Source organism: Roseiflexus castenholzii DSM 13941, assembly GCF_000017805.1.
In the GTDB taxonomy this organism is placed as follows: domain Bacteria; phylum Chloroflexota; class Chloroflexia; order Chloroflexales; family Roseiflexaceae; genus Roseiflexus; species Roseiflexus castenholzii.
Genome location: NC_009767.1, coordinates 1349191 through 1368049, shown reverse-complemented (window position 1 = coordinate 1368049; position 18859 = coordinate 1349191). Strand labels below are relative to the sequence as shown.

The 18859-nt window shown below is 60.9% G+C and carries 18 protein-coding genes and 1 pseudogene; 13 read left to right on the top strand and 6 right to left on the bottom strand.

From position 1 onward, the window contains the following. Positions 1-386: 386 nt before the first annotated feature. The 4 genes from RCAS_RS05355 to RCAS_RS23230 all read left to right on the top strand — a co-directional run bounded on the left by RCAS_RS05355 (position 387) and on the right by RCAS_RS23230 (position 2584). Positions 387-1247, top strand: a complete 861-nt coding sequence (locus RCAS_RS05355; RefSeq protein WP_012119583.1) for an aldo/keto reductase — start codon at positions 387-389, stop codon at positions 1245-1247. Positions 1248-1281: 34 nt separating this feature from the next. After that, on the top strand, positions 1282-1680 hold the full coding sequence (locus RCAS_RS05350) for a DUF2255 family protein (RefSeq protein ID WP_012119582.1): 399 nt from the start codon (positions 1282-1284) through the stop codon (positions 1678-1680). Between the two features lies 1 nt (position 1681). Then, positions 1682-1849, top strand: a complete 168-nt coding sequence (locus RCAS_RS25540; RefSeq protein WP_198136006.1) for a hypothetical protein — start codon at positions 1682-1684, stop codon at positions 1847-1849. A gap of 192 nt (positions 1850-2041) precedes the next feature. Beyond that, positions 2042-2584 (top strand): nucleotidyltransferase domain-containing protein, encoded by a 543-nt coding sequence (locus RCAS_RS23230; RefSeq protein WP_049768797.1) that lies wholly within the window; start codon positions 2042-2044, stop codon positions 2582-2584. 481 nt (positions 2585-3065) lie between these two features. On the opposite strand, the gene RCAS_RS05340 is transcribed toward RCAS_RS23230, so the two are convergent. Then, entirely contained in the window at positions 3066-5318 is a 2253-nt protein-coding gene (locus RCAS_RS05340; protein WP_232280181.1) for a phospholipid carrier-dependent glycosyltransferase, read from the bottom strand. A gap of 262 nt (positions 5319-5580) precedes the next feature. On the opposite strand from RCAS_RS05340, the gene RCAS_RS05335 reads away from it, so the two are divergent. After that, entirely contained in the window at positions 5581-6093 is a 513-nt protein-coding gene (locus RCAS_RS05335; protein ID WP_012119578.1) for a MauE/DoxX family redox-associated membrane protein, read from the top strand. A 470-nt stretch (positions 6094-6563) separates the two neighbouring features. Next, positions 6564-6935 carry a hypothetical protein gene (locus RCAS_RS05330; RefSeq protein WP_012119577.1) on the top strand — a complete coding sequence of 124 codons (372 nt, stop codon included), beginning with the start codon at positions 6564-6566 and terminating at the stop codon, positions 6933-6935. Between the two features lie 63 nt (positions 6936-6998). On the opposite strand, the gene RCAS_RS05325 is transcribed toward RCAS_RS05330, so the two are convergent. Beyond that, entirely contained in the window at positions 6999-7271 is a 273-nt protein-coding gene (locus RCAS_RS05325) for a helix-turn-helix domain-containing protein (protein WP_012119576.1), read from the bottom strand. A 112-nt stretch (positions 7272-7383) separates the two neighbouring features. Beyond that, positions 7384-7800, bottom strand: a complete 417-nt coding sequence (locus RCAS_RS05320; RefSeq protein ID WP_012119575.1) for a response regulator — start codon at positions 7798-7800, stop codon at positions 7384-7386. 315 nt (positions 7801-8115) lie between these two features. Here RCAS_RS05320 and RCAS_RS05315 point away from each other — a divergent pair, with 315 nt between their 5' ends. Both RCAS_RS05315 and RCAS_RS05310 read left to right on the top strand, forming a co-directional pair. Further along, positions 8116-9045 carry an NHL repeat-containing protein gene (locus tag RCAS_RS05315; protein ID WP_012119574.1) on the top strand — a complete coding sequence of 310 codons (930 nt, stop codon included), beginning with the start codon at positions 8116-8118 and terminating at the stop codon, positions 9043-9045. A 26-nt stretch (positions 9046-9071) separates the two neighbouring features. Further along, positions 9072-10358: an MFS transporter gene (locus tag RCAS_RS05310; RefSeq protein ID WP_012119573.1), complete on the top strand. Its 1287-nt coding sequence runs from the start codon at positions 9072-9074 to the stop codon at positions 10356-10358. A gap of 2 nt (positions 10359-10360) precedes the next feature. Here RCAS_RS05310 and RCAS_RS23225 read toward each other — a convergent pair whose 3' ends face one another. Continuing rightward, positions 10361-11011, bottom strand: a complete 651-nt coding sequence (locus tag RCAS_RS23225) for a LuxR family transcriptional regulator (RefSeq protein ID WP_012119572.1) — start codon at positions 11009-11011, stop codon at positions 10361-10363. 615 nt (positions 11012-11626) lie between these two features. Here RCAS_RS23225 and RCAS_RS26440 point away from each other — a divergent pair. Next, positions 11627-12001, top strand: a pseudogene (locus tag RCAS_RS26440) (TlpA family protein disulfide reductase); the annotation flags it as partial. Between the two features lie 83 nt (positions 12002-12084). Next, positions 12085-12348, top strand: a complete 264-nt coding sequence (locus RCAS_RS25870; protein WP_049768796.1) for a DUF1949 domain-containing protein — start codon at positions 12085-12087, stop codon at positions 12346-12348. A 3-nt stretch (positions 12349-12351) separates the two neighbouring features. On the opposite strand, the gene RCAS_RS05290 is transcribed toward RCAS_RS25870, so the two are convergent. Beyond that, positions 12352-13806: an STAS domain-containing protein gene (locus RCAS_RS05290; protein WP_012119571.1), complete on the bottom strand. Its 1455-nt coding sequence runs from the start codon at positions 13804-13806 to the stop codon at positions 12352-12354. 223 nt (positions 13807-14029) lie between these two features. Between RCAS_RS05290 and tpx the strand changes: the two genes are divergently transcribed. The 3 genes from tpx (at position 14030) to lysA (ending at position 18019) form a co-directional block, all read left to right on the top strand. Further along, positions 14030-14536: a thiol peroxidase gene (gene tpx, locus RCAS_RS05285; protein WP_012119570.1), complete on the top strand. Its 507-nt coding sequence runs from the start codon at positions 14030-14032 to the stop codon at positions 14534-14536. Between the two features lie 459 nt (positions 14537-14995). Further along, positions 14996-16447 (top strand): potassium/proton antiporter, encoded by a 1452-nt coding sequence (locus tag RCAS_RS05280; RefSeq protein ID WP_012119569.1) that lies wholly within the window; start codon positions 14996-14998, stop codon positions 16445-16447. 225 nt (positions 16448-16672) lie between these two features. Further along, complete coding sequence (gene lysA, locus RCAS_RS05275; protein WP_012119568.1) at positions 16673-18019, top strand: diaminopimelate decarboxylase; 1347 nt, start codon at positions 16673-16675, stop codon at positions 18017-18019. 80 nt (positions 18020-18099) lie between these two features. On the opposite strand, the gene RCAS_RS05270 is transcribed toward lysA, so the two are convergent. After that, entirely contained in the window at positions 18100-18708 is a 609-nt protein-coding gene (locus tag RCAS_RS05270) for a hypothetical protein (protein ID WP_012119567.1), read from the bottom strand. Positions 18709-18859 lie beyond the last annotated feature (151 nt).

Sequence of the window (18859 nt, the reverse complement as noted above, 5' to 3'; positions counted from 1 at the left end):
CCAGGAAGGAGTCACAAGTTCATTTTCGTTATCCGTCTCCATCGATGTAGCTGCAAATCAGCTGACGACTTATCAAGACAAGCTGCCTGTCCAATCAGATTGCCGCAACGCTGGCAGGATTATTCAAAGATGCAAATCACCTGCCTCATTCCGCCTGAGCCTATCAGGATAGAACTATGAAGGCAATACGTCTCGCAGTTCGATTTACCGATCTCGTTCTGCCAGCGGACACTCGCACACGATCGACGCCGAACTCGCTCTGATCGAGGTACAAAGCGCCAGAAGGATTGGGCGTGAGCGCCTCGCGCGAGATGGCTGCCTGAATGAGGTTTTGTCAGAGTCTTGCGATCAAACACGACGATCGGATACCGAAAAGGAGCGCGAGAATGTCGACTATCCCGACAGTCACATTGAACAACGGTGTCGAGATGCCGATCCTGGGATTCGGCGTCTTTCAAATCACCGATCCCGCAGAATGCCAGCGCTGCGTACTGGACGCATTGGAGACAGGCTATCGGTTGATCGATACTGCGGCGTCGTATGGCAATGAGGCGGCTGTCGGCGCTGCCATTCGGCGCAGCGGCGTGCCGCGCGAAGACATTTTCGTGACGACCAAGCTCTGGATCCAGGACGCCGGCTACGAACAAACCAGGCGGGCGTTTGAACGCTCAATGCAGCGGCTGCAACTGGAGTACCTCGATCTGTATCTGATCCACCAGCCCTACGGCGATGTATATGGCGCCTGGCGTGCCATGGAGGAGTTGTATCGGGAAGACCGCATCCGCGCCATTGGGGTCAGCAACTTCCACCCCGACCGGCTGATGGACCTGATCGTGCATAACGACGTGGTTCCGGCGGTGAATCAGATCGAGTGTCATCCGTTCCACCAGCAGATCGAGACCCAGGCTTTCCTGGAAGAACACCAGGTGCAACTGGAGGCGTGGGGTCCCTTTGCCGAGGGACGAAACAACATCTTCCAGAACGAGGCGCTGCGCTCGATTGCGGAGAAGCATCGCAAAACCGTTGCGCAGGTCATTCTGCGCTGGCTGATCCAGCGCCGGATTGTGGCGCTTCCGAAATCGGTGCGCAGGGAACGCATCGAGGAAAACTTCAACGTGTTCGATTTCGATCTCAGCCCGGAGGACATTGCGGCCATCGCCACGCTGGACACGAAAACCAGCGCCTTCTTTGACCATCGTGACCCGAAAGTGGTGAAATGGTTGGGCGAAGCAAAACGGCCCACTTAGAGGGCTTCCGGGATACGGAATACGGAGAAAATCCATGCCCTTATGGACATACGAAGAACTCGACAAGATCGGCAACGCAGAAGAGCTGGCGATTGCACCCCGGCAGCGTAACGGCGCGCTGCGCAAACCGTTGCCCGTCTGGGCGGTGCGTGTCAACGACAACCTCTACGTGCGCTCCTATCGCGGGCGCACCGGCGCCTGGTTCCGCGCCGCGCAGGCAATCCATGAAGGTCGTATTTGGACCGGCGGCGTGGAAAAGGATGTCGTCTTCGTCGAAGAGACCGATCCTGTGATCAACGATCAAATTGACGTCGTCTATCGTGCCACATACGGCCGCTCGCCGTATGTGACGCCAATGGTGACTCTTGAGACGCGGGCGACGACGCTCAGAATGATGCCGCACATAGCGGAGACTGATGCCAGGGAGGGTTGACATGGACTACGTCAAACTTGGAAACACCGGTCTGGATGTCTCACGCATCTGCCTCGGCTGCATGAGCTTTGGCAAGGCGGTCGAAGCAATGTCCATCGAGTTGAGCGCTGAAGAGATTGCATACATGGAAGAGCCGTACCTGCCCCACCCGATTGTCGGGCACAGTTGAGCGAGGAAAGGCTCGACATGCGCCTTCGTGCGTCTTCGTGGATGTTTCCATTCCTTCCACGAAGGTCGCGAAGGAACACGAAGGAGGCTCGATGTTTGTGCTGATCGTTGTAGCGCTGTTGTCGTATCGGCTCAGGCTATCACACTCGCCAGGGTCGCTCCTCGTTCCTGCGGACGTGGAAGCGGAGACGGCTTGATCGGCCGCGTTCGCCGTCTGCTCGACAGTTCATATTCGGACCTTCCGCGTGTCGAGCACTCCGCTCTGGTCCCGGCAATCGGGTTGCGTCGCTCATCGATGCGGTATGGTATCATGGCAAACGCCATGAACGACTCAGAGAGTTCCCTGTCTTCGCCAGCCTCGGAAATGAAGGCGCAGGATGTCATAGAGATTCTGCGTGTCTTCGAGCACCACGGTATTGAGGTTCACGTCGATGGCGGATGGGCGGTTGATGCTCTGCTTGGACAGCAGACCCGACCGCATGCTGATCTGGATATCGCCATTCAGCACAAAGACGCGCCGCTGGTGCGTGCGCTTCTGGCAGCGCAGGGGTTCCGCGAAATTCCCCGCGACGATAGTTGGGAGTGCAACGTTGTGCTGGAAGATGAGCGCGGGCGGCAGATCGACATCCATTCGTACACATTCGACGCTGCGGGCAACCATGTCTACGGCGTGCCCTATCCGCTTGGTTTCGTTATGCCGGTGGAGTATGCCATCTTTGAGGACAAAACAGAATAGATAGTACAGTACGCTCAAGCCGCACCGCACCTTTTACTGTGCATCCTGGCGAAATCCGCCAGGACATTCTTGAGTCGCATGGTTTGACGCCGACCCTGATTTCCAGACGGCGCCACAGAGCACAGTCCAGGATCAGCGACATCTGCCATGGCCGACGTTGTGTGATACCAATTCCCTGTGACCATCCGGCATGGTCACCCCGAGCAGCGTGAGGGGTCGTGCGCGACCCGCCCAGATTCCTGGCTGCGCTCGGTCAGATTCCTCGCTGCGCTCGGAATGACACGAAGGCGGCATCGTCAATCCGGCATGGTCACCCCGAGCCGCGCGAGGGGTCGTGCGGCTCAGATTCCGCGCTGCGCTCGGTCAGATTCCTCGCTGCGTTTACCCTGAGCGAAGCGAAGGGCTCGGAATGACACGAAGGCGGCATCGTCAAGCGTCATTGGTGTGACGCCTGGCCTGGCTATGCGCCTGGAAAAGTTGTTCAACGTTCAACCACAACCACCCCCAGATCGATCGGTCCCGCATCGTTGATCGGCGTCATGGTTGCAGCGTCATACATGCCTGTCAACAGGCGGTATGTTCCGGGCGGAACGGTTTCAGGAATAAAGAGGTCCTGATCATCGCGCACACGATCGCCAGGCATCCAGCGACTGGTCGGGCGGCGTCCTTCGAGCGGCGGCACGTCGCGCTGCGCGACTTTCGCACCCGCTTCATCAACCAGGTGCACATACACGGTATAATCCAGCGGCGGCGGGCGCATCGCGCGCCAGAAGAGCGCCAGCGACAACACCCCGCCTGCCTGCGCGCGCCCCGGATGGCGGTATCCCTCCAGCACAATCGCGCCTGCGCCGAGCGTCGCTCCCGACGGCGTGCGCGGTTCAGCAGCAGCATCCGGTGCACCAGTGTCGAAAATCGCCAGTTCGGGACCATGACGCTCGCCAGCGCGCAGAAACCGCGCCGCCGGTTCACCGAAGGCTGCCAGCGCCGCTGCGCCTGTCTCGCGGTCGAGGTGTACCACTACAAAACGAATGCCCTGCTCGCGGTACCAGGCCAGGTCGTGATGTACCGCCGGTTCGCCGCCAACAGCGCGCAAACGCGGTACAAGGATGAGCGTATTATCCTCCAGCCAGATGCGCTCACCATCCTGCGCGCGCGTTTCCAGCCATTCCCCCGCCAGTATGCGCGTCGTCGGGCGGGCGCGCAGCGCCTCATCGTGGATCGCCTGCGCCAGCGGTTCTGCCGCCAGCAAGACGGTTGCCGCCAGCAGCAGCACCGTGCGGTTGCCCGCCAGCCGTCGCATGAACGCAACAGACGCCCGCCCGCCTGTCAGTCGATCCCCTGTTTCTCCAGGTCGCTCAGTCACCCATTCGACGGCAACGACAACCAGCGCCGCCGCCAGGATGCAGAGAAACGGCAGCAGCGGCATGGCATTGCGGAAGAACACCACCTTGACGCCAGTCAGTTGCAGCACCGCAGGAACCACGACGGCGAGCACGAGCACATCGGCAGGTTTACGCCGCAGGAACGCCAGCGCCACACCACCCAGGCACACCCATGCCAGCAGCGTCCCTTCACGGGTCAATGCCCACCAGTAGAACAGCGCCGGTTGATCCGATTCTGCGCCGGGATGCCCTTCAAACCGATAATGCGCGATAATTCCGGCAAGGTCAGTCAGAATGCGCGGCAGATCGCGCAACCAGAACGGCACGCCGAGGGTGAAACCCAACAAAATACCGGAAAGAGCAACGGTGAGAAGGTTGACGGTTAAGGGTTGAAGGTTGCGACGTCGCAGTGCAACGTCGCCGTCGAGAGCATCAGCATGGCCATTGCGCGTTGAACGTCGCGCCGCAAAGACGATAGCGACCAATAGCGCGATCACGAGCGAGCCGGCATTCCATTTGGTTGCCGTCGCCAGACCAACGCCGACGCCTGCCAGGAAAGCCTGCGTAAGGATCGGGGGAGCAGTAGCGGGAGGCGCATCATCTGAGGGAGTGCGCTCTGCTGCAACACCGGTAAGGCGGGCAATCGCAAGAAATGCCAGCAGCGTAAAAAACATCGCCGGCGTATCGGTTGTCACATAGTGCGAATCGCCGGTGACGGCGGGCATTACGGCGATCAACGCGGTTGCCAGCAGACCGGCGGCGTTGCCGTAGAGCATCCGCCCCGCCAGGAACGTCAGCGCCACAGCGCCCGCGCCGAGCATCGCCGTCAGCGCGCGCGCCCAGACATAGAACGGTACCGGGTCGATGTCGGCAGGGGAGCGGTAGAGACCGGCGCCTGCGCCCCACATGAAGTGCGCGGCAGCCACGCCGACCTGCATATAGGTATAGAGCGTCGGGTATGTATACGAAAAGGGGGTATAGTCACCGGTGCGCAGCATGCGCAGCGCCTCCTCAGCAACCGCCCACTCATCGGGGTGCTCGAAGTAAGGCAACCCAAAGCGCAAGCCCCAAACCCGCAGCAGCAAGGCGACCGTCAGGATGCCCGCCAACGCCGCGGCGGTTTGCGTGACACGCATACGCGCCAGCGCACTCGGCTGCACGATGATCGATGCCAGCAACGCCAACGCCAGCGCGCCCTGCAACGGCGACGCAACGGCGCCGAGCACGCCGCGCCCCAGCGCCAGCGCCAGAAACAACGCCAGCGCCAGCGCCCCTGGCGCGATCCGTAGCCAGTGTGTCCTCATTCGCTGCGCTTGCGCGGCAGCACGCGGTTCGACCGGAACATTCGCCATGCCCGGCATTATACCATTGTAAGGTGACTGTCACGTGGCGGCGCACCAGATGTGGATTTCCACATCTTGACGCCCAAACCTGGCGCTGATAGACTCGAAATCACCCTACCGACGCTCACAACGCTTCTGCGGCATAAGGCGGTTTGTGCCCACAAAAGAAATGTACCATTAATTGCGATATTGCCCGAATGAAAAGCATCGTAATCGCAGCGCTTTCCGTACATCGCCTCTGCATTCATTCAGTGAAAGGAAGGCGATCAAGATGGAAATCATTATCGCAGGATGCCAGACTGTATTGAGCATCGTCCTGCTCTATGCTGCATACACGAAGACGCGCTGGCCCGCTGCTTTGGTTGCAGCGCTACGCGGCAGCAGTTTGCCCGCAGCGGTGATTCCTCCGCTGACGATCCTGCTTCCGGCGCTGGAGATCGGGCTGGCGCTGGCGCTACTGACGAGTCCGCCTGCGCTACTGCCGTGGACTACGGGGAGCGTTACCGGCATGCTGCTGCTCTTTACAGTCTGGATCGCGTGGGTGTACGCCCGACGATTGCCGCTCGCGTGCGGCTGTTTTGGCGCTGTCGAACCCATGGTGAGCGGCATCACCCTGCTGCGCAACATCGGACTGTTGTTGTTGAGCGGCGCCGGAACAATGCTGGCCACGCGGACGCCTGGGCTATCGCTGGGATTACCCATATGGTGGACGGCGCTGGTCTCCGTAGGCGGCGCTGCACTCGCGGCGCTGCACTCGCGGCGCTGGCTGTGCGCCGTGCAATAGCGCAGTCGTCATTCTCTGTTCCTCCCATTCCGCCCCATGCAGCACTCGTCCAGCGTCCGCGATCGCCTGTGCGACGACGACTCCTCTCTTTCCTCGGCGCCGCGAGCAGTGCGCTGACATTATCGCCGCTTCGCAACCACGCACTCGTCTCGGCTGCGGGGGAGGCGGACCTTTCACCACAACCCACACCTGCGTCTGCACCCGCTCAGGTGCGCACACCTGAGCGTTGCACCTCTCAGCAGTCGGAAGATGGCACCACGTATGTTCGCTGCTCGATACAGGTTTGTTATTGCATGTCGTACTTTGAAGTCTATGAGAGTATAGACAAGTCGTGGACCTCGATCGCTACGTTTGCATGTTATGATTCCTGTGATGGGACACTGTGCTCAACCCCAGCCTGGTCGTATGTCGGACGAGTGTGTCGTCAGATCGGTTGCCCATAATTGGGCGCAGCAATAAAGGAGGTTGCTATGTACATTCCTCTGCTCTCACACTTTCCGTATCGGGACATCCCGGGGACCATCATTGCTGAACTGCGCGAAGTGCCGCCTCACATGCGCGGTCACGGTTTCAGTCTGGCAAAGCTACGCGCGTGGCTTGGCGGTGATGAAGGGTATATCACGGATCCGTATCGCGGGGAACGCCACCCAGTGTCGCTCAAGCCATGGCTACAGACCAACCCGGACGTTGAGCTGGTCCTGTTCTTCGACTTCATTTTCGATGAGGAGTATGTTCGTCAGCACCCGGAACAGTTTCCGCCGACTCCGGCGCACGCGCCGGCGTTTATCAGAGACACGCGCCGCAAGGAAGACGACTTCCCAGATCTGCGGCATCACGAGTGACGCGGACGGCGTGTGATGCCCAAACCACGACCATCGATCCTGGGTGTGTACCGCCCCCTGACCTCACGCTCCCTCCGTCACCGCACCCTCCGTCCCGCATAGCCACGGGCGCAGCAGCCACCAGCGCGCTAGATCGACCCGCGTGCGCGCTCCGGTCTTGCGGCAGAGCCGATGGACATGCGCTTCGACGCCGCGCACGGTCAGCCCCAGGGTTGCGGCAATCGTCGCGTTGGCGTACCCGGCGGCGATCAGCGCCGCCACCTGCGCTTCGCGGTCGGTGAGGTGCGGACACCCGAACAGCCGCGCGTGCAACTGATACCAATTACCAGTAAACATCCGGCATTGTCACCCCGAGCAGAGCGGGGGGTCGTGCGCGACCCGCGCAGATTCCTCGCTGCGTTTACCCTGAGCGAAGCGAAGGGCTCGGAATGACACGCATGCGGCATCTTCAATCGTCATTGGTATGAGACGCGGTTGGCGCGCAGCACGCCGCACCGCCGCGCTGCGCCACCCGCAGCACCGTCAGCAGATCGGGCAGCGGAGCCGCTACGTCCACATACCCGCCCGCGCCTGCGGTGAGCGCCGCGACCAGGCGCAGCGGATGCGACTGCGCGCTCCAGATCACCGGCGCGGGGCGCGGCCAGCGCGCGCGTAGGGCGGACGCAAGCGTCAGCGGCGCGCCGTCACGCCAGTCGGTGAGCACGAGAAACGCATGGGCAGGCGGCTCGGCGGTGTCCGGCAGCGCGGCGAGGTCGGGCGCAACCGCCAGGAGCGCGAGATCCGGCGCGGCGGTCAACCGCGCGCGCACCGCTGAAGTCGCCAGGGCATGCGGGTCGAAAAGGAAGAGCGTCAACGGGTGATCCATCGCACACCTCCTGAATGAGTGCGGAAAGCGGCGGGCAGGCGCCGAAGGGAAACGGAAGGAGCGGTCCAGGGCACATCGGACGACGCGGCGCTGAAATGAGGCGGAAGTGCATTCCAACGCGATCATCAACAGCAGGACGCGCTATTGTGACATGGTTACGACAACGCACGGAAAGATACCCATACCATGCAGCGCGTGTCAATATGTGGAAATCCACATCTTGACAATGCCTTTGACAATGCTAATATCTGGACACGCTCTCTCCGTTCAGCACGCCCCTCTTGCAAGTCTCATAGTATACGAAAGGAAACGAATATGCACCGAGTATCTTTACACCTGCCAGACCTCGACGATCCGCCATCTCTCACGCATTCCTATGATCGTGGCGGGTATCGTATTACCAACATCGAGGTTCACGCAACCGGCTTGAATTTGCCTGGCCATATGGCTATTACTCCCGACCTGCGAGTACTAGTCAGCGAGTTTGGCGCTGGTGCGATCCGTGACATCACGCAACCTGGCGACTATCGCATTCCAACGGTCGGTCGCTATGCCTGGGATCTGAAGTATCCTGGCAGTATTCAACCGATCAGTGATGGGCGCATTCTTGTTGCAGACGCGGGCGCTGGAGCAATCGTGGATGTGAGTAAGCCGGGGAAAGTGACAAGTGATAACGTCCTGTACGATGGCATTTCACATCCATATAGCCTCGTCGAATTTCAGGGTCGACTACTTGTATCTTTCTCCGACAATTCTATGGTGGGAATGGCGGAGATCAGGCCAGGCAGTCGATACTCGCTTGATGACTTGTTTGTCTATGGCTTCCCCGTAGTAAAAACGATGGAGCCCTATCCGGCACTACTTGGCTGTGGCGGGAGCTGGTCCGGCGTTCTGCTCAACGATAGACTGATTTTGGCACATGCTGCTCTCGGCGCTGTTTTCGACGTCACGACAGGCGGCAGTTTCGATGAATTGCGATCCTCACGCTATGCCTGGGGCTTAACGCTGCCGTTGGGGATGACCGTTGATCCGCTCGATGGCAATCTCTACGTCACAGAACGAGGTGCAGGAGTGATCAAACGCATCCCTAAAACGGGCGGCTATGCACGTTTCGCTGAGCCATTCATTGCAGGATTTGCAGAACCAAGCTGTATCCGCTTTATGCCCAATGGACAAACCGCATACGTATGTGATCGCTCCTGGAATGCGGTGTATCGCATCAACCTCGAACATCGTCACGCATAAACTTGTTCTAATGCACCGTATTGCCTATGCACTGGCTGTACGGCGAAATGGCTTCCGCGATGCCCAAACCACGACTATCCATCTGGCGTCATCGTGATTTTCTCCTTCTCTGGAGCGCCACGGCGGTCAGTCAATTGGGGACGCAGATCACCTTCCTCGCTCTGCCGTTCATTGCCGTCACTCTGCTGGACGCCTCGCCGCTGGACACCAGCATCCTGGCAATGCTCGGATGGGCGCCGATGATTACGCTTGGACTGGTCGCCGGCGCCATTGTGGACCGTATGCGCCGCCAGCCGCTCCTCATTGGGTGTGATGTGGCGCGGGCGCTGGCGGTCGCCGCCATTCCCATCACGTACCTAGCCGGCTGGCTCTCTCTCTGGCATCTCTATGCGACCGTCCTGATCACCGGGCTGTTCAGCACGTTGTTCGACCTGGCCTATCAGGCGCGGCTGCCGACCCTGGTTGCGCGCGACGACCTGATCGCCGCCAATAGCGGGCTGGAACTGGCGCAGTCCGGCACACGCATCATCGGTCCCGGACTGACCGGCGCGCTGATCGCCGTCTTCACTGCGCCGGTGGCGATCTTGTTCGATGCACTGAGCTATCTGGCGTCGGCGCTGCTCCTCCTGGGAATCCGCCAGCCGGAACCGCCGCTCGTCGCGGCGCCCCGCGCGGGATCGGTGACACACGTGCTACGCCGGGAGATGCGTGAAGGCATGGTCAGTCTCTGGCGTCAACCGTTGCTGCGCACGCTGCTCGGCGCCACATTGGGCTTGAGCATCGGCTGGGCGCTGGTGGAGGGAATTCTCATGTTCTACATCGTGCGCACGCTAGCGCTGCCAGCGGAGGCGGCTGGCGCGGTCTTCAGCATTGGAAACATCGGGTTGCTGATCGCCGCCGCCCTCGCCAGCCAGGTGACGCGACGCTGGGGCTTGGGTCCGGTCATTGTCGGCGCGGCCGGGTTGCAGACGCTCGGACTAGCGTTGCTGGCGCTGGCGCCGCTGGCGCCGCTGGCACTGCTCACCACCGGGTATCTGATGCGGGCCGCAGGAGTCGTGCTGTACAACCTGAGCCATCTGACCCTGCGCCAAAGCATCACGCCGCTGCACCTGCTGGGACGGGTGAGCGCCGCTGTGCGCGTCCTGGGGTGGGCTAGCATTCCGGTCGGGCTGGTCGCTGGCGGCTGGCTGGCGACGCTGAGCGGGCCGTCAGTCGCAATCTGGAGCGGCGCCGCGTTCAGCGCGCTGGCGCTTGTGCCGCTGGCGCTAGGGCGGATCTGGCAGGTGCGCACTGCGCCAGCCCCCGCCCCCTGACCTCACGCTCCCTCCGTCACCGCACCCTCCGTCCCGCATAGCCACGGGCGCAGCAGCCACCAGCGCGCTAGATCGACCCGCGTGCGCGCTCCGGTCTTGCGGCAGAGCCGATGGACATGCGCTTCGACGCCGCGCACGGTCAGCCCCAGGGTTGCGGCAATCGTCGCGTTGGCGTACCCGGCGGCGATCAGCGCCGCCACCTGCGCTTCGCGGTCGGTGAGGCGCGGACACCCGAACAGCCGCGCGCGCAACTGAGACGCGGTTGGCGCGCAGCACGCCGCACCGCCGCGCTGCGCCACCCGCAGCACCGTCAGCAGATCGGGCAGCGGAGCCGCTACGTCCACATACCCGCCCGCGCCTGCGGTGAGCGCCGCGACCAGGCGCAGCGGATGCGACTGCGCGCTCCAGATCACCGGCGCGGGGCGCGGCCAGCGCGCGCGTAGGGCGGACGCAAGCGTCAGCGGCGCGCCGTCACGCCAGTCGGTGAGCACGAGAAACGCATGGGCAGGCGGCTCGGCGGTGTCCGGCAGCGCGGCGAGGTCGGGCGCAACCGCCAGGAGCGCGAGATCCGGCGCGGCGGTCAACCGCGCGCGCACCGCTGAAGTCGCCAGGGCATGCGGGTCGAAAAGGAAGAGCGTCAACGGGTGATCCATCGCACACCTCCTGAATGAGTGCGGGAAGCGGCGGGCAGGCGCCGCGAGCAGGTGACGGGGGAAACTGCGGCGTGGATCGGCCGGCGCGCGGCGTCTCCTCAGGCAGGCGCGCACAGCGCCATCAGCAGCGGTTGCAGGCTGTGAGGCTGCGGCGGAGCGCCTGCCACGAGGAGCGCGGTCTACTCGCTGCACGGCTGAAACACGCTTCCCTGAGCCGATCGGGAAGCGGAAATTCGCCCGAAGGTTATACGCGATGTCGTAACGAGCGCGCAGGCGACGTTGCTGCAAAAAATAACGTAACACACTGCGCAGCGTCTGTCAAGATGTGGAAATCCACATCTTGACTCCCATATTGGCGCTGATAGACTCGAAATAACCCGACCGACGTTCACAACGCTTTTGCGGCATATGGCGGGTTACGCGAAAAATGAGAAATGATATTGCCCGCATTATCCAGAAAAGCGTCGTAATTGCAGCATATGCACCCTATGGCAAGAGGCGTCGCTATAAATACCAGAGATGTGCAACCATCCCGCACGAATCGACTGCTTTGAATGCTAATGGTCTTCGTGCTTCTGCTCTTGCTCGTCACGATTGGGTTATTTTGGCGAATGAATCAGGTGCAGCGCGAGGTGGCGGACGCGCTCACGCCCCTGCGCCGTCCGACGCCCCTGGCTACGGGCGCCTGCGCCCGATTTTCGCCTCTCGACCGCCGAAGGGCGCACCTATACGCTGCAGGATAGCGCCGGGCAGCAGTTGCTGCTCGTCTTCTCTTCCGTCACCTGCCCGCCCTGTCAGCAAATGTATCCGGCGCTCGCGCAGCTGCACGCTCGCCATCCCGACGTGAACATCCTGCTGATCTCGCATGGCTCAGCCGAGGAAAACCGTCACCTGGCGGCGACCCAGGGCTTCGCCTTTCCGGTGGTGCAATGGCAGGACCAGACGGCGCGCGACTGCCATGTGCCCGGCACGTCCTTCTTTATCGACGCGCGTGGCGTCATTGTCGGCAGAAGACTCCTGATCAGCGATGTCGATCGGTTGATGCAGACCAGGACCTCGGAACCGGCGGACTCGTGCGCGCCTATGACGATGCGGCGAAAGCCGTGCTTACGGCGCTGCCACGCACGGAAAAGATCGCCCGCCGCTGGCTCCTGGTTACCATCCCATATGCCGCTTACGACCAGACACAGCGGTTGATCGCCGCACACCACGGCACAGTCGAGCGCGAGGAGTTTGCAGTGGACGTAACGCTGGAAGTGCGCCTGCCGGAAGCGCATATCGCGGCGTTGTCCGAGGCGTTGCGGCAGTTGACGTCAGGCAGGGCATCCCTGAGGTGATAGTCATCGGTTGTGCCCCAGCAATGCCGCTACTCCCTCCTGCATCGTCGCAAAGAGGCGCACGCTGTTCAGGTGCATCCGTTCGTGGACGATGCTTTCGGCAATGTCGGGACGAATGCCGCACAGCGCAATGTGCGCCCCCATCAGGCGAGCGCTATCCGCCGCCTGACGCAGCGCCGCCGCCAGCGACTCATCAAAGCCGGTGATACCGGTCAGATCGAGCAAGACCACGCGCGCGCTGCGCTCCTCAATCCGCTTCAGCAGCAGTGCGATGAGCGCCTCGCAACGCGCGCCGTCGAACGCGCCGATCAGCGGCATTGCCAGCACGCCATCACTCAACGGAATCAACGGCAGTGTCAGGCGGGTAATCAGCGCGTCTCGCTCCTGAATCTCCTTCAGCGAACATTCCAGCGCTGCGGTACGTTCTTCGAGCGCTGCGCGCGATGCCGCCAGCGCCGCCTTCTGTTGTTCCACCGTCGTCATATCGCGCAGAATCAGGACACTTGCGGATCCGCGCTCGCCTTCGATGGCGGCTTCCGATACCACCAGCGTCGTTGCGACCTCGCCATCACGGTGGAAGCGCCGCAGATCGACGATCCGATCATCAGGAGACGTTTGTTCATTAAAGCCGGCACGCGCCAGCGCGTCCTCAAATGGCATATCGCCGGCATCGGTGAGTGATACCAGGCGCTGCGCCGCGCGATTAGCGAAGCGCACCCGTCGTTGCGTGTCGAGCACCACGATCCCATCCGGCAGATGTTCGACAGCAGTGCGCAACGCCACACTCGAGGGGCGAAACACCTGGTAGCGCAATGTCACCCAACCGAACGCCAGATAAAGTGGAAGCATACTGACGTAACTTAATCCCGTAAACGAAAGTTCACCGAAAAACGCGCCTGCGACGAAAGATAACATAATTCCGCCCGACAGCCACAGAGCCGGGTGCAGCGCCTGGCGATTCTGACGAATGACGGACAACAGCATAATGATCGGCGCAAGCATGCCTCCTAACGTATAGAGCGCCACGATTGGAGCAAATATCGGTCCCACCGGGAAGAACAGACGACCGCCTTCTTCCAAACCATCCGAGATTCTGACCAACCCAAAACCGGCATACCAGTCCAGCAACAGAAACAGCGTCATGATCAGATATGGCATCGCCAGAAGCCATCGTATCCCGCGCCGGACGTAAAGATGCGGCATGAAAATCGCCAGAATAAGCCAGATCAGCAACCATGCATCAATAGCAAGCAACGGCGCAGTCAAACCATGGAAAAACCATATTTCTTCCCAGCTCTGACTTGCCAGACGCATCACGGCGACGCACATATAAGCAATAGCGACGAAAACGAAGAAGACGAACAGCCGATTGGCAAGCGCGCGCCAGTCTTGCACCAATACGTACATGCCGGTTGCCGTCAAAATGATTATTGTCAGAATGATAAGCAGCAGGTTCACCGTGGCGCCTCCATGTCCGACAAAGAAATGCAATTAGCCTATCCCGGACGCAGGTTTGCATTAATTTCTTATTATAATGACAGATGGCGAAAATCTTCAACTGTGCGATAGTCACCCTCCGAAACAGGACGATGCCCGCAGCACTTGCAATCCTCATGATGCGGCATAAGCGGGGGAGATATATTGTATACTGCAATTGCTCAGCGAGAAAAGGAGGAACCTGATGGAACGACCAAACGCTTTCGATTTCTGGGGTCCCAAAACGCTGATCGGTCCTGAGTTGAAGCCGGGCGATCCGGCGCCGGCGTTCACGTTGACGACCGGCAAAGACACGATCAGCAGCCAACAGTTCGCCGGTAAGCCGCTGGTGATCAGCGTCATTCCGTCGATCGACACCGGTGTGTGCTCCAAACAGACCCGTCGCTTCAATCAGGAAGCGGCGGCGCTCGGCGATGCAGTCAATATCCTGACCGTCAGCGCCGATCTGCCGTTTGCGCAGGGGCGCTGGTGCGGCGCCGAAGGGGTGGATAAGGTCGTTATGGCGTCGGATCACCTCGATATGAGTTTCGGCGCAGCGTATGGCACCTATGTCAAAGAGTTGCGCATCGAAAGCCGGGCCGTCTTTGTGGTGGATAAGGACGGCATCATCCGCCACGTTGAGTACGTACCGGTCGCTGGTCACGAACCGAACTACGACGCGGCACTGGCGGCGCTGAAGGAACTCCTGTAATCGATCACATCCGGGCGATGCCCCCGGCATCTTCAGTCGTCACATATCGGGCATCAGATCGCCCCCCTTCTCCTTTAAGCGGAAGAAGGGGAGCGTTCACAAGGGAGGTTGTCTGGCAAACCCGTGTCTTGTGTCGCGCGGGCTGGGTATCAGAATGACCAAAATCCCTGATCCGTCGCGCTCAGCACAATCTCTCCCCATCGGGGTAGAGAGGGACAGGGAGGCGGGGATGCGGCAAACACCCCTCTTCCCTGAAAACGCCACCCGTGAGGGACGGCGGGGAAAGGGAAAACCAGGCGAGAGAAAGAGGAAAACACATCGCGTATCCCAGAAGCCCTGCCATCGAGAGCGGCGCTTGCTTTGACTGTCGCCAACAGGCAGGACACGCGGAACAAACGCCGCACCCCATTCGTTTGGGGCAGGTTGCAGACCTGCCCCAAAGCGTTCAGAAAAAGGTCCATGTCGCTCGAACTCATGCTCCTGATCGCAGCGCTGCTCTTGATTCTCAGCATCATCGCCGGCAAGGCGTCGCTGCGGTTTGGGGTGCCTGCGCCGCTGCTGTTCCTGCTGATCGGCATGCTTGCCGGTTCTGATGGTCCTGGCGGGATTGCGTTCGATGACGCCTGGCTGGCGCAATCGGTTGGCGTGCTGGCGCTGGTGCTGATCCTGTTCTCTGGCGGGTTGTACACCGATCTTCAGATGATCCGACCGGTGCTCTGGACCGGGCTGATCCTGGCGAATCTCGGCGTGGTGATCAGCGCGTTGCTGGTGGCGGTTGTTGCGCATTTGTTGCTGCACTTTTCGCTGCTGGAAGGGTTCCTGCTCGGCGCTATCATTTCTTCAACCGATGCAGCGGCCGTCTTTGCCGTCATGCGCACCCGTGACGTCAACCTGCGCGATAACCTGGAAGGGTTGATCGAACTCGAATCGGGCAGCAATGATCCAATCGCGGTGTTCCTGACCATTGGATTGACGATGGTGCTCGCCGATCCATCGCGCTCACTCGCAAGTCTGGCACCGCTGTTCGTTCTGCAAATGACCATTGGCGGCGTCGCCGGGTATGCGCTGGGGCGGATCATGGCGATTGCCATCAATCGCGCCCGTCTTCAACTGGAAGGGTTGTACCCGGCGCTGATGCTGGGGTTGGTGCTGCTGACCTACGGCGGAACGGCGCTGATCAATGGCAGCGGTTTTCTTGCGGTGTATCTTGCGGGTATCGTGCTTGGCAACTGCGACTTTGCGCATAAACGCAGTCTCCTCCGCTTTTACGACGGTCTGGCGTGGCTGATGCAGATCGCTATGTTCCTGGTGCTCGGGCTGCTGGTGTATCCTTCGCGGCTTGTTCCACTGATCGGCGAGGGGCTGCTGATGTCAGCATTCCTTATTTTTGTGGCGCGTCCGGTTGCCGTGTTTGTGTCGCTGGCGTTCACCCGCTACGATTGGCGCGCCAAAGCGATGGTTTCCTGGGCCGGGCTGCGCGGTGCAGCGCCGATTGTGCTGGCAACCTTTCCGCTTCTGGCAGGGCTGGATCGCGCTGGCGTCATGTTCAATCTGGTATTCTTCATCGTGCTGACCTCCGTCCTGATCCAGGGGACAACGATAGCGCGCGTGGCGCGCTGGCTTGGGGTCCAGCAATCGCAACCTCCCGCAACATTCCGTTATCCACAGGAATTCATCCCGCAGGTCAGCGCCAGCAGTCAACTGGTCGAGCTGACGGTTGCGCCAGGATCGCCAGCGTGTGGACGCGCTATCATGGAATTGGGATTGCCGCGCGGCGCACTGGTTGTGCTGATCCATCGCAATACTGATACTCTGGTTCCTGGTGGAACGACGATTCTGGAACCGGGCGACCGGGTGTTGCTGCTAACTGAACGCAGCGCGCTCAATGAAGTCCGGCGCGTGTTGGGTTGAAGGTAAAGCAAGGTGCGCGGCGTAGGGGCGCCCGGCGCGGATGGGGCACGGATTCGTGAGCCTTCGCACGCTACCTGGAGGTCTCCACGCAGGCACAGAGCAAAGGAAGGCGGGTTGCACGCGCAAAGGTTGAAGGTGGAAGGCAGAAGGTGGACTTCCAACCCCTGACTCTCGATGCTCGATGCTCAGTTCGCCCCTCCTGCGTCCTGACACTGATAGAGAGATATGAACCACACGACTCAAGAAGGCATAAACAACGCACACCTCTGGCCCCTGACGACGGTAGTCGATATGCATGGGCGACTGATGATCGGCGGCTGCAATGTGGCGACTCTGGCGCGTCAGTACGGCACGCCGCTCTACCTGTTCGATGAAGAGACCATTCGCAGCGCCTGCCGCACCTGGCGAACGGCGCTTGCAGCCTGTTACCGGGGGGAGACGGCAGTTCATTACGCGAGTAAAGCGTTGCTCAACACTGCGCTCACACACCTGATCGCTGATGAAGGGCTGGGGCTGGACGTAGTCTCAGGCGGTGAGTTATACGTGGCGCTCCGCGCCGGCTTCCCGCCGCAGCGCATTCATATGCACGGCAACGCCAAAACGCGCGCCGAACTGGAACAGGCGCTGGCCTCCGGAATCGGACAGATCATTGTCGATAATCTCGATGAACTGGCGATGTTGGCGAACCTGACCGCATATCGTTCACCACCACAACCGATTGCGTTGCGCATTGCACCGGATATCGTCACCAATACGCACGCCCATATTCAAACCGGTCACGCGACATCGAAGTTCGGTCTACCACTTGATGCACTCGATGCCGCCGCCGAACGGTTACGCACTGCGCCCGGTCTGTGCCTGATCGGGTTACACGCTCATCTCGGGTCGCAACTCTTCGACCTGGAACCATATGCCGCTGAGATCGATACGCTGCTCGACAGCGCCTCGCGCCTGCGTGATCGCCACGGTTTCATTATTCAGCAAATCAACATCGGCGGAGGAGCAGGAGTGCCATACACTGCGGATCAGCACCCCTTCGATGTACACGCTCTTGCGATGAGATTGGGAGAAGCGCTCACCGATGAATGCCGCCGACGCGGGTTTCCCCTGCTGCACCTGGTGATCGAACCAGGACGTTCAATCATCGCGCGCGCAGGGGTAGCGCTCTATACGATTATCGCAACAAAGAATCTTCCGCATATGCGATTCCTACATATCGACGGCGGCATGGGCGACAATATTCGTCCGGCGCTCTACGGCGCGCGGTATAGTGCGGTGCTGGCAGAACGGGCGAATGCGCCAATCGAAGAGAGCGTAGCGATTACCGGGCGCTACTGCGAATCGGGCGATGTGTTGATCCATGCCGCACCGCTCCCGCGCGCCAGCGTTGGCGACATTCTGGCAGTTCCTGTGGCGGGCGCCTACACGCTGAGCATGGCCAGCACATACAACCTGACTCCACGTCCGGCGGTTGTCATGGTGAATGGTGGGTCAGTACGTCTCATTCAGCGCCGCGAAACGTATGAGGATATGATTGCCAGGGATGTGGTGTCGTCGCAGGGGCAGGTCTGAGACCTGCCCCTGCTGCCCCTGCGACGACCTGCCCCTATCGACGCCCCCGACACCCCCGATGCCCCCACGGTCCCGTCAATTTACCACCCATCACCCATATCAACATCGCCGCCGACATCGGCGCTCAGGTCGCCGCCGAAGTCCTCAAAACCGGTTGACATTTCCTCTATGCCCAGATCGCCGATCATCTCATCGGCGGCAAACCCATCCAGGATCGCCTGCGCCGCCATGCTGCCGACGACGCCGCCGATCAGAGCGCCGAGAAATGTGCCGGCGAGCGCGCCGCCGAACCCCATACCGCCGGTTGCAGGCATCGCCTGGTGCGCAACTGGCGCCGGCGCATCGTGGCGATTGAACAACCGCTCGACTGTGCCTGGCTCGCGCAGTTCTGCGCGCGTCGCCAGCCGCGCCAGGGTCTGCGGGTCGTCCTGCTGTGGCACAGATGCGCGTTCGTGTGGCGGCAGTACATTCATCAATTCGCGTAGCGCATACGCGCGCTGTTCCGGCGTCAACTGAGCAAAAGCGTCGGTATACGCCTGCTCGATTGCATCAGGCGGCGCCGTGCGCAGAAAATAGCGATACCGCTCAAGCGCCTGCTCATCGCTGCTCAGGCGTGTGGTTGATCCGGTAACAGGGCGTGATTGCCGGTTGTGTCGGTCACGTCCAAACAAAAAATCGAAAATCCCCATCGCACTGCTCCTTTCAGTCACAAACCAGTATAGCACCTGCCGCTTGTGAGGAAGAGAGCGATTTCCCCCGTATTTGCAGGGGAGTTCGCCCTTTCGTTGATACAACATTCAACCGGGCGCGCACAGAGCGGCGCTTACAGATAGAGAACGT